20 protein-coding genes and 1 other annotated feature are annotated in these 25672 nt (G+C 37.3%); of the genes, 15 read left to right on the forward strand and 5 right to left on the reverse strand.

Annotated elements, in window-relative coordinates; all coding sequences use genetic code 11:
* Positions 1-205: 205 nt before the first annotated feature.
* Complete coding sequence (locus JZO76_RS00865) at positions 206-2128, reverse strand: fructose-1,6-bisphosphatase (protein ID WP_206902287.1); 1923 nt, start codon at positions 2126-2128, stop codon at positions 206-208.
* 311 nt (positions 2129-2439) lie between these two features.
* Between JZO76_RS00865 and JZO76_RS00870 the strand changes: the two genes are divergently transcribed.
* From JZO76_RS00870 to JZO76_RS00935, 13 genes are all read left to right on the forward strand, one after another.
* A complete protein-coding gene (locus JZO76_RS00870) occupies positions 2440-3471 on the forward strand; it encodes an aromatic acid exporter family protein (protein ID WP_206902288.1) in 1032 nt (343 codons plus the stop codon).
* 197 nt (positions 3472-3668) lie between these two features.
* Positions 3669-3910: a binding site (T-box leader), on the forward strand.
* Between the two features lie 84 nt (positions 3911-3994).
* Positions 3995-4837 carry a MetQ/NlpA family ABC transporter substrate-binding protein gene (locus JZO76_RS00875; RefSeq protein ID WP_206902289.1) on the forward strand — a complete coding sequence of 281 codons (843 nt, stop codon included), beginning with the start codon at positions 3995-3997 and terminating at the stop codon, positions 4835-4837.
* Between the two features lie 28 nt (positions 4838-4865).
* Entirely contained in the window at positions 4866-5903 is a 1038-nt protein-coding gene (locus tag JZO76_RS00880; protein WP_206902290.1) for a methionine ABC transporter ATP-binding protein, read from the forward strand.
* Positions 5888-6547, forward strand: a complete 660-nt coding sequence (locus JZO76_RS00885; RefSeq protein WP_206902291.1) for a methionine ABC transporter permease — start codon at positions 5888-5890, stop codon at positions 6545-6547. The genes JZO76_RS00880 and JZO76_RS00885 overlap by 16 nt, the downstream gene beginning before the upstream one ends.
* A gap of 35 nt (positions 6548-6582) precedes the next feature.
* The gene (locus JZO76_RS00890) at positions 6583-7899 is read left to right on the forward strand and encodes an FAD-linked oxidase C-terminal domain-containing protein (protein ID WP_206902292.1); all 1317 of its coding nucleotides are present in this window, start codon (positions 6583-6585) and stop codon (positions 7897-7899) included.
* Between the two features lie 268 nt (positions 7900-8167).
* Positions 8168-9319, forward strand: coding sequence for an acetylornithine transaminase (locus JZO76_RS00895; RefSeq protein WP_206902293.1), 1152 nt, complete (start codon positions 8168-8170; stop codon positions 9317-9319).
* A gap of 187 nt (positions 9320-9506) precedes the next feature.
* Positions 9507-10538, forward strand: coding sequence for an N-acetyl-gamma-glutamyl-phosphate reductase (gene argC / locus JZO76_RS00900; protein ID WP_206902294.1), 1032 nt, complete (start codon positions 9507-9509; stop codon positions 10536-10538).
* 14 nt (positions 10539-10552) lie between these two features.
* On the forward strand, positions 10553-11743 hold the full coding sequence (argJ, locus tag JZO76_RS00905; protein ID WP_206902295.1) for a bifunctional glutamate N-acetyltransferase/amino-acid acetyltransferase ArgJ: 1191 nt from the start codon (positions 10553-10555) through the stop codon (positions 11741-11743).
* A gap of 53 nt (positions 11744-11796) precedes the next feature.
* Positions 11797-12564: an acetylglutamate kinase gene (gene argB, locus JZO76_RS00910; protein ID WP_206902296.1), complete on the forward strand. Its 768-nt coding sequence runs from the start codon at positions 11797-11799 to the stop codon at positions 12562-12564.
* Between the two features lie 328 nt (positions 12565-12892).
* A complete protein-coding gene (locus tag JZO76_RS00915; protein ID WP_206902297.1) occupies positions 12893-13729 on the forward strand; it encodes a VOC family protein in 837 nt (278 codons plus the stop codon).
* Between the two features lie 200 nt (positions 13730-13929).
* Entirely contained in the window at positions 13930-14949 is a 1020-nt protein-coding gene (locus JZO76_RS00920; protein WP_206902298.1) for a serine hydrolase domain-containing protein, read from the forward strand.
* A 90-nt stretch (positions 14950-15039) separates the two neighbouring features.
* A complete protein-coding gene (manA, locus tag JZO76_RS00925; RefSeq protein WP_206902409.1) occupies positions 15040-15996 on the forward strand; it encodes a mannose-6-phosphate isomerase, class I in 957 nt (318 codons plus the stop codon).
* A 366-nt stretch (positions 15997-16362) separates the two neighbouring features.
* On the forward strand, positions 16363-16608 hold the full coding sequence (locus JZO76_RS00935; protein ID WP_206902422.1) for a hypothetical protein: 246 nt from the start codon (positions 16363-16365) through the stop codon (positions 16606-16608).
* 96 nt (positions 16609-16704) lie between these two features.
* Here the strand turns inward: JZO76_RS00935 and JZO76_RS00940 are convergent, their stop codons facing one another.
* Positions 16705-17724, reverse strand: a complete 1020-nt coding sequence (locus JZO76_RS00940; protein ID WP_206902299.1) for a LacI family DNA-binding transcriptional regulator — start codon at positions 17722-17724, stop codon at positions 16705-16707.
* 255 nt (positions 17725-17979) lie between these two features.
* Positions 17980-20247, reverse strand: a complete 2268-nt coding sequence (locus JZO76_RS00945) for a glycoside hydrolase family 65 protein (RefSeq protein WP_206902300.1) — start codon at positions 20245-20247, stop codon at positions 17980-17982.
* Positions 20248-20586: 339 nt separating this feature from the next.
* Here JZO76_RS00945 and JZO76_RS00950 point away from each other — a divergent pair, with 339 nt between their 5' ends.
* Both JZO76_RS00950 and JZO76_RS00955 read left to right on the forward strand, forming a co-directional pair.
* A complete protein-coding gene (locus JZO76_RS00950; RefSeq protein ID WP_206902410.1) occupies positions 20587-22767 on the forward strand; it encodes a PTS transporter subunit IIBC in 2181 nt (726 codons plus the stop codon).
* Positions 22768-23080: 313 nt separating this feature from the next.
* Positions 23081-23893: an endonuclease/exonuclease/phosphatase family protein gene (locus JZO76_RS00955; protein WP_206902301.1), complete on the forward strand. Its 813-nt coding sequence runs from the start codon at positions 23081-23083 to the stop codon at positions 23891-23893.
* Positions 23894-24097: 204 nt separating this feature from the next.
* Here JZO76_RS00955 and JZO76_RS00960 read toward each other — a convergent pair whose 3' ends face one another.
* Both JZO76_RS00960 and JZO76_RS00965 read right to left on the reverse strand, forming a co-directional pair.
* Positions 24098-24784: an HAD family hydrolase gene (locus JZO76_RS00960; protein WP_206902302.1), complete on the reverse strand. Its 687-nt coding sequence runs from the start codon at positions 24782-24784 to the stop codon at positions 24098-24100.
* A gap of 62 nt (positions 24785-24846) precedes the next feature.
* A complete protein-coding gene (locus JZO76_RS00965) occupies positions 24847-25641 on the reverse strand; it encodes a hypothetical protein (RefSeq protein ID WP_206902303.1) in 795 nt (264 codons plus the stop codon).
* Between the last annotated feature and the right edge of the window lie 31 nt (positions 25642-25672).

Below are 25672 nucleotides of genomic sequence, written 5' to 3' on the forward strand. Positions count from 1 at the left end.
GATGTTTGTATCTTAGGATATTTCGCCATAAAATTCAACATTTTTCGCTCAAACTGATAAAATAATGAAAAGAAAATGAATGTAAACGATTTTCATACTGTTTTATTAAGGTTATATATGAATAAAAGAATCGCTAAAACAAAAAAAACAGGAAATAAAATTCCTGTTTTAGCAATAACAATTGTTTTGTTTTGGCGTTTTTTGCTTAAATTTTGTCGAAATTTTGATAGAGATAACTTAAATCCGCCATTTCGTGACAGATTTTAACGCCAGTATTGGTCGTTTTTACTTTCGTACGGTGGATAACTTCATCCACTAGGCGTTTAACCGAAATAATATCGGTCCCGTTTTTCACAGCATCTGCAACCGAGGTGAAGGGTTGATGAGCGGCTAGTTGCATACCATAGCTATTGGATAATAACGTATAACCAGCAATACCGGTCGTTTTTTGATAACTTTTGGCGTAACCGCCATCGATAACAATCAATTTACTATTGGCCTTGATTGGATCTTCTCCTTTTTTTTCTTTAACAGGTGTATGCCCGTTAATAATATGGCCATGATGAGGCAAGTCGAATTCGGCTAACAGTTCTTGGCAAATTGTTTCATCATTACGTAAGCGATAGTAAGGATTTTTCTTTTCAATATGCGTTTTTTTGTCAGCAATGTAGTAGCGTTCAAAAGTTGTCATGGCTTCTTTACCAAAAAGTGAAGAACTTTCCCCGGTCCATAAATACCACAGCATATCTGTGGCAAAATCATCATGGCAACTAGGGTCTAAATAGCTTTTACGGACTTGTTCTTCGTAAAAATCGAGTAATGCTTTGCCGGCGTAATTGTGGCCATTAATTCGTAGCGATTTTAAATCGCCATTTTCATGCAACGGAATACACCCGTGGAATAGTAAATTATCGTTATAACACAAATACATAGATCCTGAAGCCAACATAAAATCCATATGGCGTTTTAGTTTTTCAGATTCTTGAATGGAAGAAAGGAGACGGGCAATTAAGGTTTCTTCTTCTTTTGTTAAGGTTAGTGGTTGTTTTTCATCCACAGTAGGGCCATTGAAATCAACCAGTGGATACACGACGTCATCAAGCGTGATGGTTTGACTGGAATAATCGATAAACGTTAGCACATTGCGTTTGTCTAATAAGAATTCCGGACGGCGCAAGATTAATTGGCCCTCCAATTTAAATTGCAAAATAGCAGTTGCTTGCTGAATTTGATTGAATAAAATTTGTTCAGCTTCAGAAAATGTGTGCATGTCTTCGGCTTTTAAATTAAAAGCCGGCGTTGGTTCGTAGTATTTTTGAGCATAGGTCGCTAAAGGGCGTAAATTGATACCGTAACGCTCTTCTAAAATATCTAAGTTTCCGTAGCGAGAAGAAATCCGTAATAAATTCATCGCGGCTACTGGAGAACCCGCAACAGCTGCTAACCAGACGATATCGTGATTACCCCATTGAATATCGACAGAAGGCAAATTGCTTAAGCGTTCCATTATTTGATCAGGTTTAGGTCCCCGATCATAAATATCGCCTACTACATGAAGATGATCAACTACAAGGCGTTGTATCGTCTTACATAAGGCAGTAATCAAGGCTGGTGCTTGGTTTAATTCAATAATACGATTCACAATCGTAGTAAAATAATCGATTTTGTCTTTTTTTGTATCTACTTCAGTTAGTAATTCTTCAATAATATAGGCAAATTGCGGTGGGAGTGCTTTTCGAACCTTTGAGCGGGTATATTTGCGTCCAGCATAATTGGTAACTTGCAGAAGATAAGGAATATTTTCTTTATAATAGGCGATTAATGCTTGTGGCTTTAAAGAAGCTTTTTGTAACGCCAATTTTTCTTCTGGGTAATAAATAAGGGTGCATAAATCGGTAATCGGGACTTTGGGCATAGCTTGGAAACACTCTTTAACTTTTTCTTTGACACTACCTGAACCATTACGCAAAACATGATCAAAAGCATCAAATTCTCCGTGAAGATCGCTAACAAAGTGTTCAGTTCCCTTGGGCAATTGCACAATAGCCTCTAAATTTATCAGTTCGGTTAAGACTTGTTCTTTTTTTGGAAATTTTTCTTTAAGTAATTGGTAATACTTCTTTTCCAAATTATCACCTCCGCTATTGTAATAATATAGCAAATGATTCTTTTTATGTATAGGTGATAAATTGCTTTTAAATAAGTAATTAATACATAAAATAATTTATTGGTATAGTTGTATATACAAAAACTTAAAGTTATCAAAGAAAATATAAAAAGCAAAATGCGTGATGTAGATATAAAAAAGTGGTGCTTACTGAAAAGTTAAGATAAGGAATCATTTTTAAATAAAGAACTTTTAAAGAACAAAGTAGACCCCCAATTACAGTTGTTTTTCCAGTATAATAAAATAAAATTGTAAAATAAAGGAGACGATTGATGAATTTATTAACGAAAAATACGTGGCAACAACATTTAGGCTATGCTTTAAAAATTGGGATCGGCAGTGCCCTGGCCATTTTACTGGCAGAATTATTAGGATTGAACTTCGCCGCTTCAGCGGGGATTATCACGCTATTGACGATTTCAACTACTAAAGTGCAAACGTGGCGTCTGTGTTTACAACGAATAGGCACTTTTTTGGTAACGGTTTTGTTAGCTTTTTTTATCCAACCCATTCACCAGTTAGAATGGATAAGTTATGGTGTCATTCTCGTACTTTTGACATTTGGTTTAAGTGCGCGTAATCTATTGCCCACATTATCGGTCAATGCTGTTGTGCTTACCCATTTACTAGCAGGAAAAGCTCTTACGTTAGCAGCGATAATCAATGAATTTTGGCTTTTGGTGATTGGTCTTTTTATTGCGATTGTCGTAAATCACTTTCAGCATTATGAAAGCCAAAAAAAATATTTGAATTACTGCCGGACAATCAGCGAAAAGAAGTTTAAAATCGTTTTTGAAAAACTAGCTGCCTATTTGGCCGACAGCGAGGTTAACAATCACGTGTGGGATGATATTATCGGCTTGGAAAAAGAGTTGCACAACTATACTCAAGTAGCTTTTGCCTACCAGCAAAATCGCTTACCGCTAACCGATGATTTTTATTTAGATTATTTTGAAATGCGGACACAGCAGTGCAATGTCTTGCATAATTTGCATTATGAAATAAAAAAATTACGCCGTATTAAGAGCGATTCTGCCGTTATTGTTGCTTTTTTAAATGAAATTGCGGCCCATTTTGGGGAGATGAATCAACCAATTCATCAACTGCACATGATGGACCAATTGGTGCAAAAGATTGAAGATGCCAGTTTGCCGCAAACCAAAGAAGAATTTTTACGCAAAGCGCGCCTGTACCATATTTTGATGGACTTAGAAGAGTTTCTAATTTTTAAAAAGCGTTTTTTGCAAAAGCATCATCCAGAAAAAGTTGCTGCTTATGAAGCACAACTGGCAACAGACGAATAAGTGACATAGACTTGGCAGACGGCAAAATATTTTTGGCGCTTGCCAAGTCTATTTTATTTTTAGAAAAACAGTATTTTAATCACATTATTCCAATATAAAAATGACGTAATCAGTTTTTTTATTGACAGAAATATCAGAAAATTATAATTTTTAGGTTGACGAGAACCATATAATCCTTTATCATTGCTAGCAATAACACAAATGCGACGATAAGATAAGTACAGATGATGCGTTTTAAAGAGAGCTTCGGTGGGTGAAAAGAAGTAAACAAGGGCATATGGAAAATGGTCTTTGAGCAGGAAACTGTGAGTTTTGAACAAGCAGTTGACGGGAGTGCCCGTTATAGCACAGTAGTATGAATACGTACTATGATGAGGTCGGACGAATTATTCGATGAATAAAGGTGGTAACACGAAAAGCTTACGCTCTCGTCCTTATTTTGTTTAGGCAAAATAAGGACGAGAGCTTTTTTATTTATAAGCTTTCAAAGTAAAAGCAGAAAATTAAAAAAGGAGGAAAAAAGATGAAATTGAAAAAAATAGTAACAGGGATTGTGACACTCGGGGCAGTAATAACGCTGGCAGCTTGCGGTGGTGAAAATAAAAAAGCGGCACAAAAATCTTCTGATAGTGCTACAAAAGAGGTTGTCGTTGGCGTAGCACCAGGACCTTATGGGGATATGGTGACAGATGTCATTTCACCGTTAGTTGAAAAAGATGGTTTTAAATTGACTACCAAATTATTTAATGATTATGTTCAGCCCAATAAAGCATTAGATGCGAAACAAATTGATGCAAATTTGTTCCAACACACCGCCTATTTAGAAAAATTTTCTGCTGATAATAATTTGGATCTAACTGCGATTGGGACTGTTCCCACGTTAGGGATGGGGATTTATTCTAAAAAATTAAAAAACTTAGCTGCAATCAAAGAAGGTGTCACTGTAGCGATTGCGAGTGATGCTTCTAACTTGGCCCGGACCTTACAATTACTTTCAGCTAATAATTTAGTCACAATTAAAGGGGATGTGGATGAAACAAAAGCAACAGTAGACGATATTGATAAGAATCCTAAAAATTTGAAATTTAAGACACTTGATGCAGCACAATTGGCGCGGTCAATTGATACTGTTGATTTAGCATTAGTACCTGGCAACTTCGCCTGGGCAGCAAAACTAGATCCGGCCGATGCCTTGGCTTTGGAAAAATTAAAAGAAGAATATAAAAATGTATTTGTGGTACGCACCGCAGATAAAGATACTAAGTTAGCCAAGGCCATTCAAGCAGCCCTTGTTAGTCAAGACTTTAAAGATGCCATTGCAAAATCAGATTTTAAAGACTTTGATAAACCGGCTGATTGGCAATAAATCGGTTTTTAGAAAGGACAGTTTTGGGATGGATAAAATCGTTTTAGAACATGTGACAGTCAATTTTACCCAGAAAAAAAAGACTTTTGCTGCTGTCAAAGATGTTAGTTTAACAATCAAGCAAGGTGAGATTTTTGGGGTCGTAGGACTTAGTGGTGCAGGGAAAAGTACGTTAATCCGCACGCTAAACCTCTTACAAAGACCTAGTTTAGGCAGTATTAAAATTGATGGGACAGAAATTACGCAATTGCCGACAGATCAAATACGCAAGCTCCGTCAAAAAATCGGGATGATCTTTCAACATTTCAATTTGATTAATAATAAAACCGTGGCAGAAAATATTGCTTTTGCACTAAAAGCAGGTAATTGTGATAAGGCTCTTTTGCCGATACGGGTAAAAGAATTGCTGGCTTTAGTTGATTTAAGCGATAAAATGGATAGCTACCCCAATCAATTGTCTGGTGGTCAAAAGCAACGAATTGGTATCGCCCGAGCACTAGCGAATAATCCAGAAATTTTATTATGTGATGAGGCAACGAGTGCGTTAGATGTAGAGACAACAGAGGAAATTTTGCGAATTTTAGCTGAAATCAATCAGAAATTAGGAATTACCATTGTTTTTATTACCCACGAATTGGAAGTGGCTAAAAAACTCTTTCATCGCATGGCAGTGATGGAAGCAGGAAAAGTGGTGGAGATGGCTTCCACCTACGATATCTTTGCAAATCCCAAGGCGCTTATTACGCAAAAATTAGTGGGGCGTTATTTGAACCTACATTTACCTCAAGAGCTGCTACCGGATTTAGCCCAAGGACGCTTAATTGAATTAAGGTATCAAGGGGATAATACGCTGGCTCCTTTAATTACAGATGTTGCCAAACAATTTGATGTAGCTATTTCAATTATCCATGGAAAAATTGAATACATTCAAAATGATGTAATTGGTATTTTGCTGGTCTATTTAACCGGAGAAAAAGAAAATGTGGAAAAGGCAGTCTTGCAATTAGCAGAAAAAGTATTTGCCACAAAAGAAATTAAGGAGGAAAGCAAATGGCAGAAACCGTAGAAATTTTACAACAGCATTTGCCTAAAGCTTTGGCAGACACCTTTTATATGGTGGCTGTCGCGACAATTATCGGCGTTATAGTTGGCGGATTAATTGGTTTACTGTTGTTTTTAGCTAGCAATGTTTTATTTCATCAAAATATCCTCCTCCACAAGACAGTAGGTTTTATCGTTAATGCAATTCGATCATTACCGTTTCTCATTTTACTGGTAACCCTGATTCCTTTTTTGTCTGCCATTTTAGGAGACCCTTATACGCCGACAGGAGCCGCAATTTCGCTATCTGTTGCAGCGATTCCTTTTTTTGCTCGAGTGGCAGAAGGGGCCTTTGCAGAAGTTGATCCGGGAATTTTAGAAGCCAGTGTTGCCCAGGGTGCAACAACCAAACAGATTATTTTAGGTGTGATTATTCCTGAGAGCTTACCGGGCTTAATTCGCGGCCTTGTATTAACAGTTATTAGCTTGTTGGGATACTCTGCGATGGTGGGAACAATTGGTGCTGGTGGAATTGGCGATTTGGCAATTCAATATGGGTATTATCGTTATGAAACATTGGTTTTAGTGGTGATTATTTTACTATTAGTGGTAGTGGTGCAACTTATTCAGTGGGGTGGCGACCGATTGGCGCAACATTTTACCCGTTAAGATTTAAGGAGTGATAAAGTTAGGGAGTGAGGCAAGTGTACAAAAAAGTACCAGCAGCATATTTACAAAATAAGGTGACTGGTGAAATAGGAAATGCAGCTGGAATCTTTTATCCAACCAATACAGCAGAAGTTGTAGCTTGTATAAAAGACGCAGCGAGTAAACAGCAAAAAATTATTACGGTCGGGGGCTATACCGGACTCACGGGTGCAACTTTTGCCAAGCAAGAGGAATTTTTGCTGTGTTTAAAAGAGATGCAGCAAATTATAAAACTAGATAAACAAACATTAACTTTAACCGTCGAGGCGGGAGTAACGCTACAGGCAATTCAAGATTATTTAGCACCTACACCGTATTTTTACGCGCCAGATCCTGGTTCTAAAGCGGCTACAATTGGTGGCACGGCAGCCACAAATGCTGGTGGAATGCGCGCACTTAAGTATGGGGTAACAAGAGATAATATCCGGGGGATGGAAGTGGTATTAGCCGATGGCAGTATTGTCTTTGTTGGTGGTTTAAATAATAAAGATAGTTCAGGTTATGATTTAAAAGACTTATTTATCGGTTCAGAAGGAACACTAGGTGTCATCACCCAATTACAGCTGAAGTTGCGCGTAAAGCCTGCAACTTCCCGTAGTTTATTAATTGGATTTAATAATTTAACAGACTTGGCGCCAGTTGTTTATCAAATTTTAGCTTCAACAATTACTCCGGCTGCGTTGGAATTTTTTGAAAAAAGTGGCTTAAAATACGCTGCTGATTTTTTGAAAATTCCGATGCCAACTATGACCGGTACAGCTTTTTTATTATTAACAGTAGATGGCAGCAACGCAGAATGTCTAAATCAAATTGAAAGCTTAAAAAAATTGCTAGAAGAAGCTGATATTACGACTTTTAAAATTTTTACAACTCAAGAAGCTAATCTGATTTGGCAACTGCGAGGCGCAATTGTTTCTGGGGTAGAAGCAAGTAGCCAACAAGAACCATTAGACATTGTAGTACCGATTAATCAGATTACCGATACGATTGTCTATATGAAAAAATTGACAGAGACATTGGGGCTAGACGGTGTGTTTTTTGGCCATGCTGGTGATGGGAATATACACGCATGTATTATGCGACAAAATTTGGCAGATACACTTTGGCAAGAGCAGTTAGCAACTTTTTTGAATCAGCTTTATGAAAAGATTGCTGCTATAGGTGGCTTACCTTCTGCTGAGCACGGGATTGGTTTGTTAAAGAAAAAATACTTTATGAAAAATCTCCCGTCTGAAAAATTAGGCTTAATGCGACAGCTTAAAACCGCTCTAGATCCCAATGCTATACTAAACCCCAATAAGATATTTGACTAAAATAAAAAGCATAGTTTAATTCATAAGTCTAAATTTATTAAAAGTTATTTTCTAAACTTTTGGTAAATTTAGACTTTTTAGCTTTGTCGCAAGTATATCCATCTCCGGCTTCACAATCTAGCTCGTAATACCAAATTTAGGCTGTTTTTGTTTGTTTTATACAAAATGCGAATATTTTTTGTGTTTTTTAAGCAAAAATAAAAATAATCCTTGTGATTAATTGCGTATTTATGTATATTAATACATAAAACTTAAAGTTGGTGGTTGGATGTCGTATCTTTTTTCAAATTATCAAAGAAAACCGTATGAAATTATGTCGGGAAATGGCTGCTACTTAACAGACCATACGGGGAAAGAATATTTGGATTTTACTAGCGGTATTGGTGTTTGTAATTTGGGGTATGGGAATAAAAAATTAAATAGTGCATTAAAGAAGCAAGCAGAAAAGTTGTGGCATACGCCTAATCTCTATCAAAATTCTTTGCAAGAAGAAGTTGCGGAAAAATTGTGCCAGCGCTTTGATTATTTAGCTTATTTTTGTAATAGTGGCGCAGAAGCCAACGAAGCGGCAATTAAATTAGCCCGAAAAAAAACGGGAAAAACGCAGATTATAACTTTTTGGCAGTCTTTTCACGGACGAACATATGGTGCGCTGTCTGCCACCGGTCAAAAAAGCATTCAGGCAGGTTTTCACCCGTTAGTACCAGATTTTGTACATCTTCCCTTTAACGAACTGGCGCCTTTACAAAAGGCGATAACAAAAAAGACCGCAGCAGTAATGCTAGAAGTAGTTCAAGGAGAAGGCGGTGTACTTCCGGCAGATAAAGAGTGGTTACAAGCAGTAGCCAAGTTATGTCGTGAGAATGATTGTCTTTTAATTGTCGATGAAGTTCAAACCGGAATTGGTCGCTGTGGTAGCTTATTTGCTTTTGAAGACTATGCCATTTATCCAGATATTGTAACCTTAGCAAAAGGCTTAGGAAATGGATTTCCAGTTGGAGCGATGTTAGCAAAAAAGGAACTAGGTGCATCTTTTCTTCCGGGTAGTCACGGATCGACGTTTGGTGGCAATAAAATGGCGATGGTAGCCGCAAAGACGGTATTAACTGAATTAGATGATCAAAATATTTATGAGAATGTAAAAATGCGTAGTGAAGAATTGGTGACAGGATTAAAAAAACTCAATGCGCCTTTCATTACGTCGATTCGTGGCAAAGGTTTAATGATTGGCATTGTTTTACAGGAAGAAACAAATGTAACAAACCTTATGCTAGCGCTAGAGACAGCAGGAATGTTGACTTTACGGGCGGGGGAAAATATTTTACGCCTTTTGCCACCACTGATTATTACGAGCACAGAAATCATCCACGGGTTGCATATTTTTGAGAAAGCTTTTTCAAAACTTAGTTTACAAGAATAGATGATTAATCAGCGCATTCGATGTTTTAGGACAAGAAAACAATTGCAACGTTTTGTATAAAAATATAAAAAATATCAAAAAAATTAATAAAAAATCATTGACGTGAAAAAAGCTTATGTTTATAATCAGATTAATTTAATAACTTGTGTTTTATTGCTTATAAATTAGAAGGTGAGGTGACAAAATGATGAAAGCTGCAATAATCGGGGTAACTGGCTATACTGGGCTTGAATTAGTACGATTGATTTGCAAGCATCCCGTTTTGGAGCTGGGGACTTTACACAGCCACGGGCAACATACAAAAAATAGTGCCGAACTTTATCCCCATCTAAACGATTTAGTAGAAAAGACAATTATTGGGTACACACCAGAACAGGTGATGGCAGAAAATGACATTGTTTTTTTTGCAACACCGGCTGGCGTAACCAAAGAAGAAGCGGCGCCTTTTGTAGCTGCCAATTTTCCAGTGATTGATCTATCTGGGGACTTGCGATTAAAAGATGGCGCTACTTATCAAAAATGGTATAAAAAAACGCCAGCTGATGCCAAACTATTAAAAAAAGCACAGTACTGCTTACCAGAGTTAATGGATAAAAAACCGGGAAATTTAATCTCCAACCCTGGCTGTTATGCAACGGCGGCCATTTTAACTGCGATGCCATTAGTAAAAGCAAATCTTATTGAAGCTACTCCGCTAATTTTTGACGGGAAATCCGGCTTAACAGGAGCTGGTAAAACGTTGTCTGACAGTAGTCATTTTGTTACATGCGCCGAAAATATGACGATGTATAAATTAAATGAGCATCAGCATATTCCAGAGATTATTAGCGTGCTCCAACAATTTGATAAATCTTTAACCAATATTCACTTTACGACGAGTCTCATCCCAGTTAAACGGGGGATTATGATGACCCTTTATGCCCAAATAAAAAAAGGTGTGACGGAAAATGAAATTTATGCTGCCTATACTGCAAGTTATAACCACCGTGCTTTCGTCCGAATGCAGCCACTTGGCCAGCTACCACAGCTGCGCCAAGTGGTGGGCACCAATTTTTGTGATATCGGGTTGGGTTTGAATGTACAGACCGGTATTTTGACCGTGGTGGGTGTCATTGACAATTTAGTCAAAGGAGCCAGTGGTCAAGCGTTGCAAAACTTCAATTTGTGGGCGCAATTAGACGAAGACACGGGGCTTAGGGATGTGCCCATGTTTCCTTAAAGGAGAAAAAAGATATGCAAAAAATTAATGGAACAATCGCCACACCCAAAGGTTTTGCAGCAGATGGGAATCACTGTGGCCTAAAATATAAAAATCATGATATTGCTTGGCTATACTCGATGACACCAGCACAAGCGGCTGGCGTTTTTACTACGAATCAGGTTAAAGCAGCTAGCGTTACTTATACCAAAGAAATTTTACTAGCTGGAAAATTGCAGGCTGTTGTAGTAAATTCAGGCAATGCAAATGCTTGTACCGGCGATGAAGGATTAAAAAATACGAAAGCAATGGCTGAGGTAACGGCAAAAAAATTACAGATTGCACCAGATTTGGTCGCCGTCGCCTCAACGGGAATAATCGGAAAACCCCTACCAATGGAAAAAGTAACTGCAGGTATTGAAAGTCTACAAAAACAGGGAATAGCTGATAATTTCGCCAAAGCAATTTTAACCACAGATACCTTTACAAAAAATGTGGTTTATCAAACTGAAATAGATGGTCATTGCATTACCATGGCTGCCTGTGGCAAGGGCTCAGGAATGATTCATCCGAATATGGCCACAATGTTAGGCTTTATAACTTGTGATGCCAATATTTCGAGCTTGACGCTACAGCAATTACTTTCAGAATTAACGGAGGTAACTTTTAATCAGATTACAGTCGATGGCGATACGTCAACAAATGATATGGTATTACTACTGGCAAACGGCGCTGCTGGTGGCCACGAAATTAAAACCAAAACGTTAGCCTATCAAAAGCTAAAAGAACTTTTAAAAACAGTGATGGAAGATTTGGCAAAAATGATTGCCAAAGATGGCGAAGGAGCAACGAAGTTAATTGAAGTAACTACAAGTGGAGCCTGCGATGATTTGATAGCTCGCATGATTAGTAAATCAGTAGTTGGTTCTCCATTAGTTAAAACAGCAATTTTTGGTAAAGATCCTAATTGGGGCCGCATTTTATGTGCTATTGGGTATAGCGGAAGTCCAGTTAATCCTGAGGAGGTTACAATTACTTTAGGGGATCAAATAGTTTATGCCAATGGACTGCCGACGGTTTTTGATATGCAAAAAATGACAGCAGCACTGGCTGAAGATGTCATTAAAATTTTTGTTACTTTACAACAAGGCAATGGTCAAGGAAAAGCCTGGGGATGCGATTTGACCTACGATTATGTCAAAATTAACGCATTGTATCACACCTGATGATTTTAAAATCAAGTTTTCGGTAGATTTCAAAATTTAAGGAGTGAGAAAAGATGGAAAATAATGACGTGATCGTAGTAAAGATGGGCGGTATCGCCTCTGACAATTTGGATAAAGCTTTTTTTAGTCAACTAAAACAATGGCAGGCAGAAAATAAAAAGATTGTCATTGTTCATGGTGGCGGTCACTATATTTCTAAAATGATGACATTAATGAATTTAAAAGTTGAGGTCAAAGAGGGCTTGCGTATTACCAGTAAAAAAACACTAGAAATTACCCGGATGGTGCTGTTGGGTCAAGTCCAACCGTTGATTACCACTTCATTACAAAAGGCTGGTTTACAACCAGTCGGGTTAAATGCCGGTTGTAATCAATTGATTCAAGGCGATTTTATTAATCGCAAAAAATTGGGTTACGTTGGTGAAGTAACCCAAATTTCAAATGCATTATTGGAAACCTTGTTTCATACGGATCAAATCCCTGTTATTGCGCCATTAGGCATCACGCCACAAGGACAGTGGCTTAATATTAATGCCGATGAAGTAGCTTGTCAGGTTGCAGTAAGTTTGCAGGCAAAAAAATTGTTTTTACTAACCGATGTACCAGGAATTAAAAAAGATGATGTGTGGTTAGATGAAGTTTGTTTTGAGCAATTGGAACAATTTGTGACACAAAAAATTGTTACTGGAGGAATGGTCCCCAAAATCACTAGTGCTAAAAAGGCACTAGTAGCCGGCGTGCAATCGGTATGCATTAATAACACCATTACAAATTCTGGGACTACTATTTTAGCAAAAGTACCGGTACTGGCGACAAATTAAAATACTAGCTTCAAAAAAATCTGCCGCAAAAAAGCGGGCAGGTTTTTTCTTTTTAAAAGTTTAAATCCAAGTTGCGGTATATTTTTTGTCAGACCATCACTTAGAATGATTAGAAAAAATGATTTTTTTTGATTATTTTGAAAAAATGGTATTTAGTCAGGTAATTGAGCCAATTTTTCTTAAAAAAGTGATAAAATACAATTTGATATAATGTTTAGAGATGAATTCTCTTTAGATAACGTTTTTACTACAAAGTAGCTAAGGGATATCATTTGCGACAAGACTGATTTCTAAGTACAATAATCTTGTCGGAAGGGGAGTAAAGAAAATGGCTGAATTTGCACTAGCGGCGGCAGGGCTTGAGACCGTGGCATTACGCGTTAAAAATCGAAACTTAATGATTGAATTTTATCGCGATATTATTGGTTTTAATTTGAAAAGAGAAGAAAATGAATTAGCAATTTTTGGCAACGCCAAAAGTAAAAGCGAATTGTTGTGGTTGGAAGAAAGTCCTTATGCACAAGACCACACTGGTGAAATTAAGAAATTACAACGGTTGTGTTTGGTGATTCCTTCTGAAAAGGAGTTGGCCGATGTGGCACAACGTCTAATTAAAGCAGACTATCCAATTAAAGATGCATTAGCAGACAACGATGCAACGGGAATTTTAGTTGAAGATCCTGAGGGCAATCAGTTGGAAATTTATTTTGGCACAAAAAGCGAACATCAAAATCCAACAGCGTTTAATCTTGCTGATTTAGCGCAAAAAGCCACAGGAGAATTTCCCCGTTTATCAGATGACGTTCATTTTGATAAACTTCATCTAAATACAAGTCGCTTAAAAGAGCAGCAAGATTTTTTAGAAAATGTTATTGGTCTAAAAGTTCAAGATGAAACGAGTGGTATTTTGGCTTTAAATGGCGGAAACTTCCATGTGGGACTAACAGCTGGTCAAGGAGGAACATTAGATCTTTCAACAGATGATGTTTTAGGGCTTGATTTCTTACAGTTTCGCGTTTTACCTACAGATATCTTAGCTTTAGCAGATCACTTAGCAAGTTTAAACGTTGCGTTTTTCATCGATCAGAAAAAACAAATTATTACAATTTATGATCCAACCGGAATTGAATGGTGGTTCATTAGTAAAGATAAAAAACGGCATTAAAAAGCAAAACGATTGAATCTGGACGATTAGTCCGGATTCTTTTTTTTGAACGATAAAAAGATAAAATCTTGAGAAATTTGCACAGAAATTTATTGAAATTCCTTTTAATACTTAAAAGCAAAACGAGTTTGTGCAGTCTTTCTTTTCTTGAATTACGTGGTAAAATCAAAAAAACCAACTAAGAATTAAAGGTGAATAAGATGTATGCAAAAACAAAAGCATGTATTAAAGAGCAACTGGCTGCAGGTATCTTTCCTGGTGCGGCTTTTGCCTTTATTGAAAAAGAAGCAGTGGATGAAACGATAGTAGGCGCTCAGATGATTGTACCCCATAAAGTACCTTTACAAAAAGATACGCTGTTTGATGTGGCTTCTTTAACCAAAGTAATTTGTACCACGAGCGTTGTTTTGCGTCTAAACCAACAGGGGATTATACAGTTAGATCAGCCATTACAAAAGTATCTACCCGCTTTTAGAAATCCGCAAATTACCTTACGCCACTTATTAACCCATACTTCTGATATTAAGACATGGATTGCCAATCGAGATAAGTTAAATAAAGAAGAATTAAAGGCGGCCTATTTAAAATTACAACCGGGCGAAAATTTAGGCAAAGTTGTCCAATATACAGATGCGGGGACAATTTTATTAGGTTTTATGCTAGAAGAAATATATCAAAAGACAACTATTGAAATTTTTCGTACAGAAGTTTTGGAACCATTAAAGATGGATGATAGCTTATTTTTACCATCTGAGGCGTTAAGAAGTAAAATTGCACCAACGGAAGTCTTGCCTGACGGCACTGTTTTGCAAGGTTTAACCCACGACCCTAAGGCGCGAGTATTACAAGCTGAAGCTGGAAATGCTGGTCTATTTACTAACCTGTCAGATTTAGAAATTTTTGCCCAAATGTATTTAAATTGGGGCCAAGATTATCTACGTGAAGAAACCGTGGCAATGCTTTTGACAGATCAAACGCCAACACATACTAACAAACGATCTTTGGGCTGGGATTTAAAATATACTGTAGATGATAAATGCCGTCCGTTGTTATTTCACACTGGGTATACAGGGACCTTTATGCTATTAGACCCTGAAAATAAAAGCGGTTTTATCTTTTTGAGTAACCGGGTACATCCTATAGATAATCGCCAGCTTTATTTGAAAAAAAGAGATGAGATCCTTACGTTATATTTAAAAGAAAAGGCTCACAAATCGTGAAAAGTGGTATAATACTTCAAGACAAGTTGTTATAAAAAAGAAAGTAATATTTTCCAAACGAGGCAAAACATTACAACTAGGAGGAAATTGATAATGGAACCATTATTTATGAAACCTGTTTTTCAAGAAAAAATTTGGGGTGGCAATCGATTACATACAGTTTTCGGTTTTGACTTACCCAGTGATAAAATTGGAGAAGATTGGGCGATTAGTGCCCATCCCCATGGTGTAAGTGTCGTTGAGAATGGCGAATTTGCTGGACAAAAATTAGACGATTTATGGCAAAACCACAAAGAGTTGTTTGGTAATCCTACTGAACCTGTTTTTCCACTACTGATTAAAATTTTAGACGCAGAAGATGAATTATCTGTCCAAGTACACCCAGATGATAAATATGGGATGGAACACGAAGGTGAATTAGGTAAAACCGAATGCTGGTATATCATTGATGCCGCGCCGGGTGCAGAAATTATTTATGGGCATCATGCACAAACCAGAGAAGAATTAGCTGAAATGATTCATGCTGAACGCTGGGATGACTTATTAACTCGTGTGCCAGTGCAAAAAGGCGATTTCTATTATGTACCAAGTGGGACAATTCATGCCATTGGTAAAGGCATTATGATTTTAGAAACTCAGCAAAGTTCTGATACTACCTACCGTGTGTATGACTATGATCGTAAAGACGATAGCGGAAATACAAGGGAGTTACACATCCAACAATCTATTGATGTAACGACCATACCAGCTTTAAAACCAGAATTAAATGTAACAGAAGTAAAAAAAGGAAATTCAAGTATTATCACCTATTTGAAAACGGATTTCTTTAACGTTTACGAGTGGCAAGTTAAAGGTGAATTGCATCTAGACGCTCATGCACCATATACGTTAATGACTGTGATTGACGGTTTCGGTGAATTAAAAGTTAACGGTAAATCTTATGAAATGCCAATGGGAACAAGTTGTATTATGCCAAACGGTATTTCTGATTGGACAGTTGAAGGTGACTGCAGCATTATCGCTTCAGAGCCTGGTGCAAAAGAATAATTTCAAAAGTAAAACCTGTGGTAAAAGTCACTTTGATTTTTGCCGCAGGTTTTTTATTTGTAAAGGAAGGATAAATTTTTACAAGAAAAAATAGTGCTTTAACTGTTCTAGCTGTCTAGTTTTTCTGCCTATTGATTTTTACTGCAGCATTTGAGATTTGGTACAATAGAAAAAAAGGCAAGGGATGTGTTGCAATTGTTTTATGCGCCGTTATTCGTAACTGTATTTGCTAATTTGTTGTATCATTTTGCTTCAAAGAGTGTGAATGAAAAGAGCAATCTGTTCTTTTCACTTTTGATTGTTTACGGAATTGCATGGCTAATATGTCTAGTAACTTTTTTATCAGGAAGTCATAAAACTAGCCTTTTGCAAGAAGTAAAATATTTAAATTGGGGAACTGTTTTATTGGGAATTGCGATTGTTTTTGTAGAGGTGGGCTATTTGTGGATGTATCGTTCAGGCTGGCCTGTGAATATGTCAGCGATTTTAGTCACGAGTTTATTGACGTTAGCGTTAATCCCAATTGGCATTTTTATTTTTAAAGAACCCTTTAACTTAAAAGAGGCAATGGGTATTTTATTTTGCTTGTTGGGGGTCTATTTACTGCAATAGTTATTAAAAAATCAGCAAAGATTGATTAATGACAATAATACGCCTTAAATGTTGGCGTTGAACATTTAAGGCGTATTTAGATTGATCTGTTTTTTATTAAGATAATTTTGTTAAGTCTAAAACAGTTTCTCGTTGGATTAGCTGGTGGGGAACAATGACTTTAATCCCGTCTGTGATCTGTTGATTAATTTGCTCCATCAATTTTTGTGTTGCCATTTTTCCTAAGCGAGCGACATCAATATCAAGGCTAGTGATATAAGGATGGACGAGTGTGGAGAAAATGGAATTATTAAAACTAATTAACGATAAATCGTCGGGAATTTTTTTACCATAAATTTGGGCCAGCTGCATAATACGCATCGCAAACAGATCATCAATAACGACTAATGCAGTAGCCTGGGTATCTTTTAATATATCTTCAAAGACAACATAATCTTCGGGTGTTTCAAATTTAACTGCCGGTTGAGTCGTCAAATTTGCCATCATCAAGGCTTTTTGATAGCCAAAATAGCGCTCAAAATAAAGATTTTCCCGGGTCGTATTCGTAGCAAATAAGATATCTTTGTGCCCGCGGGCAATTAAATATTCCGTTGCTTGTTTTCCAAGTAATTGGTTATCATTATCGACAAAAACAATTTCGCTTTCGTTTTGATAAGGCTGTCCAATTAAAGTAAAAGGTATTTTATTGTCATATAAATAGGCAATAACTGGATCATGATTATCCGAATAAGTTAAGATAAAGCCGTCAACTTGTTTTTGTAGATGCATCCGTTTAACATTTTCCAAAAGAGTCTCAAAATCTGGCGCAGAAGCAACGGCCACAGACATTTGATAGGTACTGGCTTCTTCGTTGACCGCTTCGATAGTTTCTAAATAAAAGGGGTTGCCTAAACGTTCTTTTGAATCTAAAGGAGGCAAGATGATGCCTATCGCACTGGCAATTTGTTTACCGAGATTGCGCGCCGTAACGTTGGGAACGTAGCCTAAGTCCTTCATAACTTTGCGGACTTTTTTCTTGGTTTCTTCAGAGATGCTAGGATGGTCATTGATGACGCGGGAAACCGTCGAAGTAGCTACGCCGGCTTTTTTGGCGACATCTTTTACAGTGATGCTCATGGGTCTCCCCCCTGTTTCATTTTGAAATGGATTCTTTTGCTATCATAGCAATTTTGACGTTAGAAAACTAGCGAAATTCTTTATTCTGAATTGATATTTTTTATTTTGCGTAAAAAACAAAAAACTGAGACAAGCGTTTGTAGGCTTTTGTCTCAGCTTTTTTTAGATAACGTGATAAAAACAAGTGCTGTCACAACAAGCTAAATTTTACCTAGAAATAAAATTTTATTTGTAAGTTAGCTTGGTGAAGGCAACTTAATTGTTCATCGCTGCTGTGATTTCGTCTACTAAGGTATAACTTTCATCATACAAGGATACTGCAAGGGCCTCTCCCAAAACAAGTTTCAAAGTGACGGCTTCTTTTGTTACAGTCACGGCTAAAAGTCTTCCGCGGTAATTGATGTGAAAGGCATAGCTTTCCCATTTGCTTGGTAAAAACGGCGCAAAACGCAATGTTTCGTGATCAGTTTTCATTTGGGCAAAGCCTTGAACGATTGCCAGCCAACTACCGGTCATTGAAGTAATGTGCAAACCGTCTTCGGTATCGTTGTTGTAATTATCTAAATCTAAACGGGCAGTTCGTTCATACATTTCCAACGCTTTTTCTTCCATGCCCAATTCAGCAGCTAAAATAGCGTGAATGCTAGCAGAAAGAGATGATTCATGAACAGTCATAGGTTCATAGAAGTTGAAGTTCTTACGTTTTTCTTCCAAAGTAAATTGATCAGAAAAATAATAAATTCCCTGTAAGACATCTGCTTGTTTGATAAAACAAGAGCGCAAAATTTTATCCCAAGACCAATGTTGATTTAAAGGCAATTCAGCAGAGTCTAAGTCGGTTACAGGCATTAAATCTTTGTCTAAAAACGTATCGTGTTGCACAAAAATACCAAGCTCTTCATCTGCGGGTAAATACATATTGTCAATGATATCTTCCCATTTATCTTGTTCTGTTTTACTGATGGTAACGGTAGTGTGATCTTTTAAGCGATGGTAGCTTGTTAAGGTGTACTTCAAGCACCAAGCTGCTAAAATATTGGTATACCAGTTGTTGTTAATATTATTTTCGTATTCGTTAGGACCAGTTACACCGTGAATCATATATTTCTGTTGTCGTTTTGAATAATGGACACGATCTGCCCAGAAACGGGAAATAGCAGTTAAAACCTCTAATCCTTCTTTTTGTAAATAAGTTTCATCACCAGTGTAGTTCGTATAGTTGTATATCGCATAAGCGATAGAACCGTTCCGATGAATCTCTTCAAAAGTAATTTCCCATTCATTGTGACATTCAATCCCAGTAAAAGTTACCATTGGATATAAAGCGCCAGCTAATCCTTGTTTTTGGGCATTGATGTGGGCTTCTGGTAATTGGTTATGCCGATATTTTAAAAGGTTTTTGGTGACATCAGGTTTTGCTAAGGCCAAGTAAAGTGGGACAGCATAGGCTTCGGTATCCCAATATGTTGCACCGCCATATTTTTCACCGGTAAAACCTTTTGGTCCAATATTTAACCGCTCATCATCGCCATAATAAGTTGAAAATAGTTGGAATAAGTTGAAACGGATGCCTTGTTGGGCTGCAGGATCACCATTAATAGCAACATCTGCTAATTCCCAACGCTTTTTCCAAGCCTCAACTTGTTCTGCTTTTAATGTAGCAAACGATTGATCGTAGGCAGTCATCAATTCAACTGCTTTTGTGACTTGATTTTCTTCTGGAATATCACGACTCGTTAAAACAACAATTCGTTTTTCAAAAGAAATTGTTTCCCCAGCTTTTGCTTCGTAATAAAAAGCATCTGAAATTGCTAACGGTGCTGGTGTTGTCGCTAATGATTTTTGATCGTGTTTCATTAACGCAGTCACACTGAAACGTTCGATTCCAAAGTTGTTGGGTACCGTTTGGACGGTCAAGTAAGTAGCATCGTTTTCTTTACCACTTGCTTTTTCTTCCCAAAATAATTCATCGTAATTACTATCTTCGTTACGAACATTGCTATCTAAAGCAGAGTCAATGGTAATCGTTGCGCTACCTGTAATTACTTCGGCCGTAACTTTTAGAACAGCTAATTCTTTTTTTACAATCGATAAGAAGCGTTCAAAGTTGAAACGAATTGTAGCGTCGGCGACCTTGACTGTAAAGTGGCGGGTTAAAATCCCAGTTTGCATATCAAGTTCTAAATAAAAATCTTCATAGGGAATCGTTGCCAAATCAATTGTTGTATCGTTGACTTTAATCGTAAGGCTAAAAAAATTAACAGCATTGATTACTTTACCAAAGTAGTCTGGATAGCCATTTTTCCACCAGCCAACGCGCGTTTTATCTGGATACCAAACACCAGCTAAATAAGTACCTAGATGATGGTCACCAGAATAGTGCTCCTCAAAATTTCCTCGCATCCCCATATAGCCGTTTCCGGTACTTGTTAGTGATTCTTGTAGGCGTCTGTTTTGTTTATCTAAAGTTTTCGTCGCAATTTTCCATGGGTCAATGTCAAATAGCCGCTGAATCTGATTCATTTTATAATCCTCCCTGTGTCCTTTTGTTAAGTAAATAATAAACGCAATCGATTGCGTTAGTCAAGAGATATATTGCAAAAATTTGCAATAAAAATATTTGGGAGCTGGAAATGAAGTATTGACCATAAGAAATATTTTATTTTCCTATTTCAATTAAAAAAAGTGTGAAAATGTTTCAGTAAAATAAAAATTCAAGTTTACCTTTACAGAAAAAAAACTCTCCGCTATAATAATTTGTAACGAAACCGATTGCGCTAAAAGCTGCAATCAAAAGAGGCAATTATTTATTCGTAATAAAGCGAAAATGACTAAAGGAGTGGAAGGTAAGTGAAAGAAAATCTGAAAAAATTGATTAGTTTTGAGTTTTGGCAAAAATTCGGAAAGGCATTAATGGTTGTAATCGCCGTAATGCCAGCTGCGGGTTTAATGATTAGTATTGGAAAAACGATACCAATGATTAATCCAGATCTAGGCGCGTTAGTGACCACAGGCGGTGTCATTGAAAATATCGGCTGGGCCATTATCGGTAATTTACATCTTTTATTTGCTTTAGCTATTGGAGGTAGTTGGGCTAAAGAAAAAGCAGGCGGTGCCTTTGCTGCTGGTCTATCATTTATTTTGATTAACCGCATCACAGGTGCGATTTTTGGCGTTACAAGTGAGATGTTAGCAGATCCAGAAGCACTGACCAAAACGTTGTTTGGCACAAAAATTATGGTAAATGGTTTTTTCACTAGTGTTTTGGAAGCACCAGCATTAAATATGGGAGTTTTTGTTGGTATTATCGCAGGTTTTGTGGGAGCGACAGCTTACAATAAGTATTATAACTTCCGTAAATTACCAGATGCCTTAGCCTTTTTCAACGGTAAACGATTTGTACCTTTTGTCGTTATTTTCCGCTCTATTTTAGTTTCATTAGTTTTAGCGATTGTTTGGCCTGTGATTCAAGCAGGAATTAATAATTTTGGTTTGTGGATCGCACAATCACAAGAGACCGCCCCAATTTTGGCACCGTTTTTATATGGGACATTGGAACGGCTGCTCTTACCTTTTGGACTACATCATATGTTGACGATTCCAATTAATTACACAGAATTAGGTGGCGCATATACAATTATGTCAGGCGCACAAGCAGGTCAACAGGTGTTTGGACAAGATCCGTTATGGTTGGCCTGGGCAACCGACTTGGTAAATTTAAAAGGCCAAGGCGATATGTCACAATATGAATATGTTTTAAATCATTTTACGCCAGCGCGTTTTAAAGTTGGGCAAATGATTGGAGCTTCTGGTATTTTGATGGGCTTAGCTTTTGCAATGTACCGCAATGTTGACAAAGACAAACGCAATGCATACAAATCAATGTATCTTTCTGCAGCACTAGCTGTCTTTTTAACTGGGGTAACAGAACCGCTAGAATTTATGTTTATGTTTGCGGCAGTGCCTTTGTATGTTGTTTACGCCGTCGTTCAAGGGGCAGCCTTTGCAATGGCAGATATCGTACATTTACGCGTTCATTCATTTGGTAATATCGAATTGTTAACGCGTACACCAATGGCGATAAAAGCTGGTTTAGGCGGCGACTTATTCAACTTTATTTGGGTAACATTAGTCTTTGGGGTTGCCATGTTCTTCATTGCCAATTTCTTAATTAAAAAATTCAATTTTGCCACACCAGGACGTAATGGAAACTATGAAAATGACAATAAAGGAGAGGGCGACAGTGCAGCTGTTTCAGCAGATGGCTCTCTTGACCCAAATTCTCAAATCGTAAAAGTGATTAACCTTTTAGGTGGTAAAGAAAATATCATGGATGTCGATGCTTGTATGACACGTTTGCGGGTTTCTGTTAAAGATCCAGCTAAGGTTGGAAAAGAACCAGATTGGAAAAACGCAGGTGCGATGGGACTATTGGTGAAAGATAAAGGCGTACAAGCTGTTTATGGTCCAAAAGCCGATATTTTAAAATCTGATATTCAAGATGCCATTGATTCTGGTATGGAGATTCCACAAACAGAAGTGATTGCTGAAATTAGCACAAGCAAGGCAGCAACGAAATTTAAAGGCGTAACCGAAACTATCGTCAATGTAGCTGATGGTAAGGTTTTAGCAATTACAGAAGTAAATGATCCTGTTTTTTCACAAAAAATGATGGGTGATGGTTTTGGCGTTGAACCTGTGAATGGCACCGTTTATGCACCAGTAGCAGGCATAGTTACCAGTGTTTTTCCAACCAAACATGCTTTAGGACTGCTGACTGATGAAGGATTAGAGGTATTGGTGCATATGGGAATTGATACGGTTGATTTAAAAGGTGCGCCATTTACTGTAAATGTTAAAGAAGGCGATAAAGTTTCAGCTGGTGATAAGATTGCCCAAATGGATTTAGCTGCGATTCAAAAAGCTGGTAAACAAACAACTATTATTGTTGCTTTTACAAATGCAGCTGAAATTGAATCGGTGACACTAGAAAAAACTGGCGAAGTTACTGGGAAATCACCAGTTGCAAAAGTAGCGTTATAAACAAGAAGATTGCGCAAAAGACACTGCGTCTTAACGGCGCAATCTTTTTTTCACCCTACAAAAAAGTATAAACTTTCATAAGAAAAAACTGTGCTTTGCCTGCTTTAGCGCTGCCCAGTCTTTTAAATTAAATCGCTGGGACAATAAGGCGAAATTTAAAGAAATTTGGGAAACAATTTATTGAAGTCTCGCCGGATCACTAGCAAGTTGAAGGAGTTTATCCAGCTTTTCTTATTGTCTGATGTGGTCTGCAACTTTTTTTGAAGGAAAAGTATGTTATTCTTGGAACAAGTAGCAAGATAGGAGTATTAAAATGAAATTTTTAACTTTAAATTGTCATAGTTGGTTGGAAGAAAATCAAACCGAAAAATTGGCCCACCTCGCTGAAAATATTGCTACAAATGACTACGATGTTATTTGTTTGCAAGAGGTCAATCAGTTGATGACAAGTGAGAAGGCTTTTTTAGATGATTGGTTTATTCCTAGTAACACAGACGTCATTATTCGTGAAGATAATTTTGCTTTGCGTCTGCAAGAACAATTGCAATGTTTGGATAAGGAGTATTATTGGTCTTGGTGTTATAACCATATCGGCTATGACCGTTTTGATGAAGGGGTGGCAATTTTAGCCAAAGAACCTTTTATCGCCCAAGATACATTGGTATCTCAAACAAAAGATGTGACAGATTACCACACGCGCAGGATTTTGACTGCCTTAACTGCAGTGGAAGGTAAATTAGTACAAGTGCTCAGTGGTCATTTTTCATGGTGGCAAGAAGGATTTTCCTTTGAATGGGAGCAAGTCCAAGCTTTTTTAGCAGATCATTCTCATCCGCTCGTTTTAATGGGAGATTTTAATAACCCGGCTAATACAAAAGGGTATAAGCAAATCATGGAAAGTAATTGGCAGCTACAAGATAGTTTTTATGCCGCCAAAAAAAAGAGTGGTCAAGAAACGACCCTAGCCCAGATTGCCGGTTGGGAAAAAAGTAATGGGGAAAGAATTGATTATATCTTTTTAACGCCAGAATTTACTGTTTTAAGTCATGAAGTCTTATTTAATGGGGATAAAACGCCAATTGTAAGTGATCATTTTGGCGTCAGTGTGACAGCACAGTGGGAATAAATAAAAAAATCAGCGGACTGATTATAAACAATCAGTCCGCTGATTTTTTTTATAAAGCAGAGGTCACATTTTTTACAATACAAAAAAATCGTATTTATTATCTTAGATAGTAATATTTGTGAAGACCACAATTTAAAGGTGGGTAAATAAGAGCGGGTCTATTTTTTACTAATTCTTGACTATGGTTGAACTTGAAGGGTTTCCTCAGCTTTTTTTTGTGAATTGGTCGATTAAGACAGTTAGGGCAGGATCAGTAAAATCTGCCACTATTAGGGAAACGCCGGGTAATTTAGCAAGCGAATCTTTTGTTTCAGAAGTAGCGACAGCTACAATTTGAGCTGCAGCTGCATTATATGCACTTAAAAGACCAACGGGCGCATCTTCAAAAATGACACATTCTGATGGGAGTAACCTAAGGCGAGCAGCTCCTTTTAAATATGGATCAGGGTCAGGTTTACTAATCATTTTGCCGTCATCATAGACTACTTTATCCAGTTGGAACCACTGATTTAAATTCAAAGTATCAAAATAAAAATCCAAATTTGTTTTTCCCGAAGCAGTGGCAATTGTAAAGGGAATTTGTTCTTTTTGCAATAAAGTCAAAAATTCGGGTACTCCTTTTAAGAGGCTGTAATTTGGATCAGCCAAACAAAGCGCGCGATATAAAGCTTCTTTTTCTTCGGCATAGTCTGCAACTTCTTGAGCTGTTAAAGGTCGTTTGAAAACATGTTCTAAGGTATGTTGTGCATTTTTACCGTGAAAATACTTGGCAAAATCCCCTTTGGAAACAGGGGACCCTGTGACTTTAGTGATAAAAGCCTGCCAAGCTTCTTCGTGCTTTTGCGTGTCGTTAATCAAGGTGCCGTTAAAATCAAACAAAATTCCTTTCATAATAGCCTCCTTAGTGGTAGAAGTGATGCGTTATAGTTTTAGTTACTGTTTTTTGCTAAAGCTTATTCCGCTAATTCTTTAGCATAAGCAGAATTAGCCGTGCGGATTTTATTAGGAAATGCTTGTGCAACCCGGTGAAAAGCAGCCAGTACATCTTCTGGTATAAAAACAGGGGCAATAAAATTTTTGCCTAAAGGTCCATAGCCAGATGGTGTATTTTGCAATCTACTAATTTCACCTAATAACAATGTAATGTATTGCTCCATTTCCCACATACCTAAAAGAGATTGGTCAAATTGTAATTTTCTATTTTCAATTTTTGTCTGGATTGTATAACTGGCATAATTAATAATTGTCGTTTGAGGTGCGAATTTTTCTAGCGTAGCACTCATTCGACGTTGCATGGTCGCATCTTGGGATAAAATAAGTGATTTTTTTGGCAGTTTGTTTTTGGTCAATAGTTTCAATAGATTGGTGATATTATTGCCGCAATTCGTTGATTGAACTTCTAAGTAGTCCGCAGTTTGGCCTAATTTTAGATACAAAATGTCATTAAACATTTCTGCTTCACTCTTGTCTGTTGCAATCATCGGATATGCTTGCCTTATTTTATCCCGCAGCGCATCAGTTGTATGGCCTTGTCCGCCGACAATCAGATACTTTTTTGCGACTTGGTTTTTCATCGCAGTTACTAAAGGTTCAATACCAGCTAGAATGGTGCCACCAAATAAAACGAAGGCATCTGCCTGGGGAAAATTATAAGCTTTCTGCAAATTAGCTTGTGTTAAAGCTGGAATATCCCGCAGCGTACAAAAGGCAGCTAAAGTATTAATGTCATCAGCAAGTGTAGGTTTCATTTACTAGTTTTTCCCTTCGATAATTTGATTT

Source organism: Candidatus Enterococcus myersii (genome assembly GCF_017316025.1).
GTDB classification, from domain to species: Bacteria; Bacillota; Bacilli; order Lactobacillales; family Enterococcaceae; genus Enterococcus_C; species Enterococcus_C montenegrensis.

What these genes read in the sequence shown, in the direction of transcription:
- argB (WP_206902296.1), top strand. Translation starts at nt 11,797, where the DNA reads ATGGAAAATAATGACGTGATCGTAGTAAAGATGGGCGGTATCGCCTCT.
- JZO76_RS00960 (WP_206902302.1), bottom strand. Translation starts at nt 24,784, where the DNA reads ATGAAAGGAATTTTGTTTGATTTTAACGGCACCTTGATTAACGACACG.
- JZO76_RS00920 (WP_206902298.1), top strand. Translation starts at nt 13,930, where the DNA reads ATGTATGCAAAAACAAAAGCATGTATTAAAGAGCAACTGGCTGCAGGT.
- argC (WP_206902294.1), top strand. Translation starts at nt 9,507, where the DNA reads ATGAAAGCTGCAATAATCGGGGTAACTGGCTATACTGGGCTTGAATTA.
- JZO76_RS00895 (WP_206902293.1), top strand. Translation starts at nt 8,168, where the DNA reads ATGTCGTATCTTTTTTCAAATTATCAAAGAAAACCGTATGAAATTATG.
- JZO76_RS00915 (WP_206902297.1), top strand. Translation starts at nt 12,893, where the DNA reads ATGGCTGAATTTGCACTAGCGGCGGCAGGGCTTGAGACCGTGGCATTA.
- JZO76_RS00885 (WP_206902291.1), top strand. Translation starts at nt 5,888, where the DNA reads ATGGCAGAAACCGTAGAAATTTTACAACAGCATTTGCCTAAAGCTTTG.
- JZO76_RS00870 (WP_206902288.1), top strand. Translation starts at nt 2,440, where the DNA reads ATGAATTTATTAACGAAAAATACGTGGCAACAACATTTAGGCTATGCT.
- JZO76_RS00945 (WP_206902300.1), bottom strand. Translation starts at nt 20,247, where the DNA reads ATGAATCAGATTCAGCGGCTATTTGACATTGACCCATGGAAAATTGCG.
- JZO76_RS00875 (WP_206902289.1), top strand. Translation starts at nt 3,995, where the DNA reads ATGAAATTGAAAAAAATAGTAACAGGGATTGTGACACTCGGGGCAGTA.
- JZO76_RS00965 (WP_206902303.1), bottom strand. Translation starts at nt 25,641, where the DNA reads ATGAAACCTACACTTGCTGATGACATTAATACTTTAGCTGCCTTTTGT.
- JZO76_RS00955 (WP_206902301.1), top strand. Translation starts at nt 23,081, where the DNA reads ATGAAATTTTTAACTTTAAATTGTCATAGTTGGTTGGAAGAAAATCAA.
- JZO76_RS00940 (WP_206902299.1), bottom strand. Translation starts at nt 17,724, where the DNA reads ATGAGCATCACTGTAAAAGATGTCGCCAAAAAAGCCGGCGTAGCTACT.
- JZO76_RS00880 (WP_206902290.1), top strand. Translation starts at nt 4,866, where the DNA reads ATGGATAAAATCGTTTTAGAACATGTGACAGTCAATTTTACCCAGAAA.
- argJ (WP_206902295.1), top strand. Translation starts at nt 10,553, where the DNA reads ATGCAAAAAATTAATGGAACAATCGCCACACCCAAAGGTTTTGCAGCA.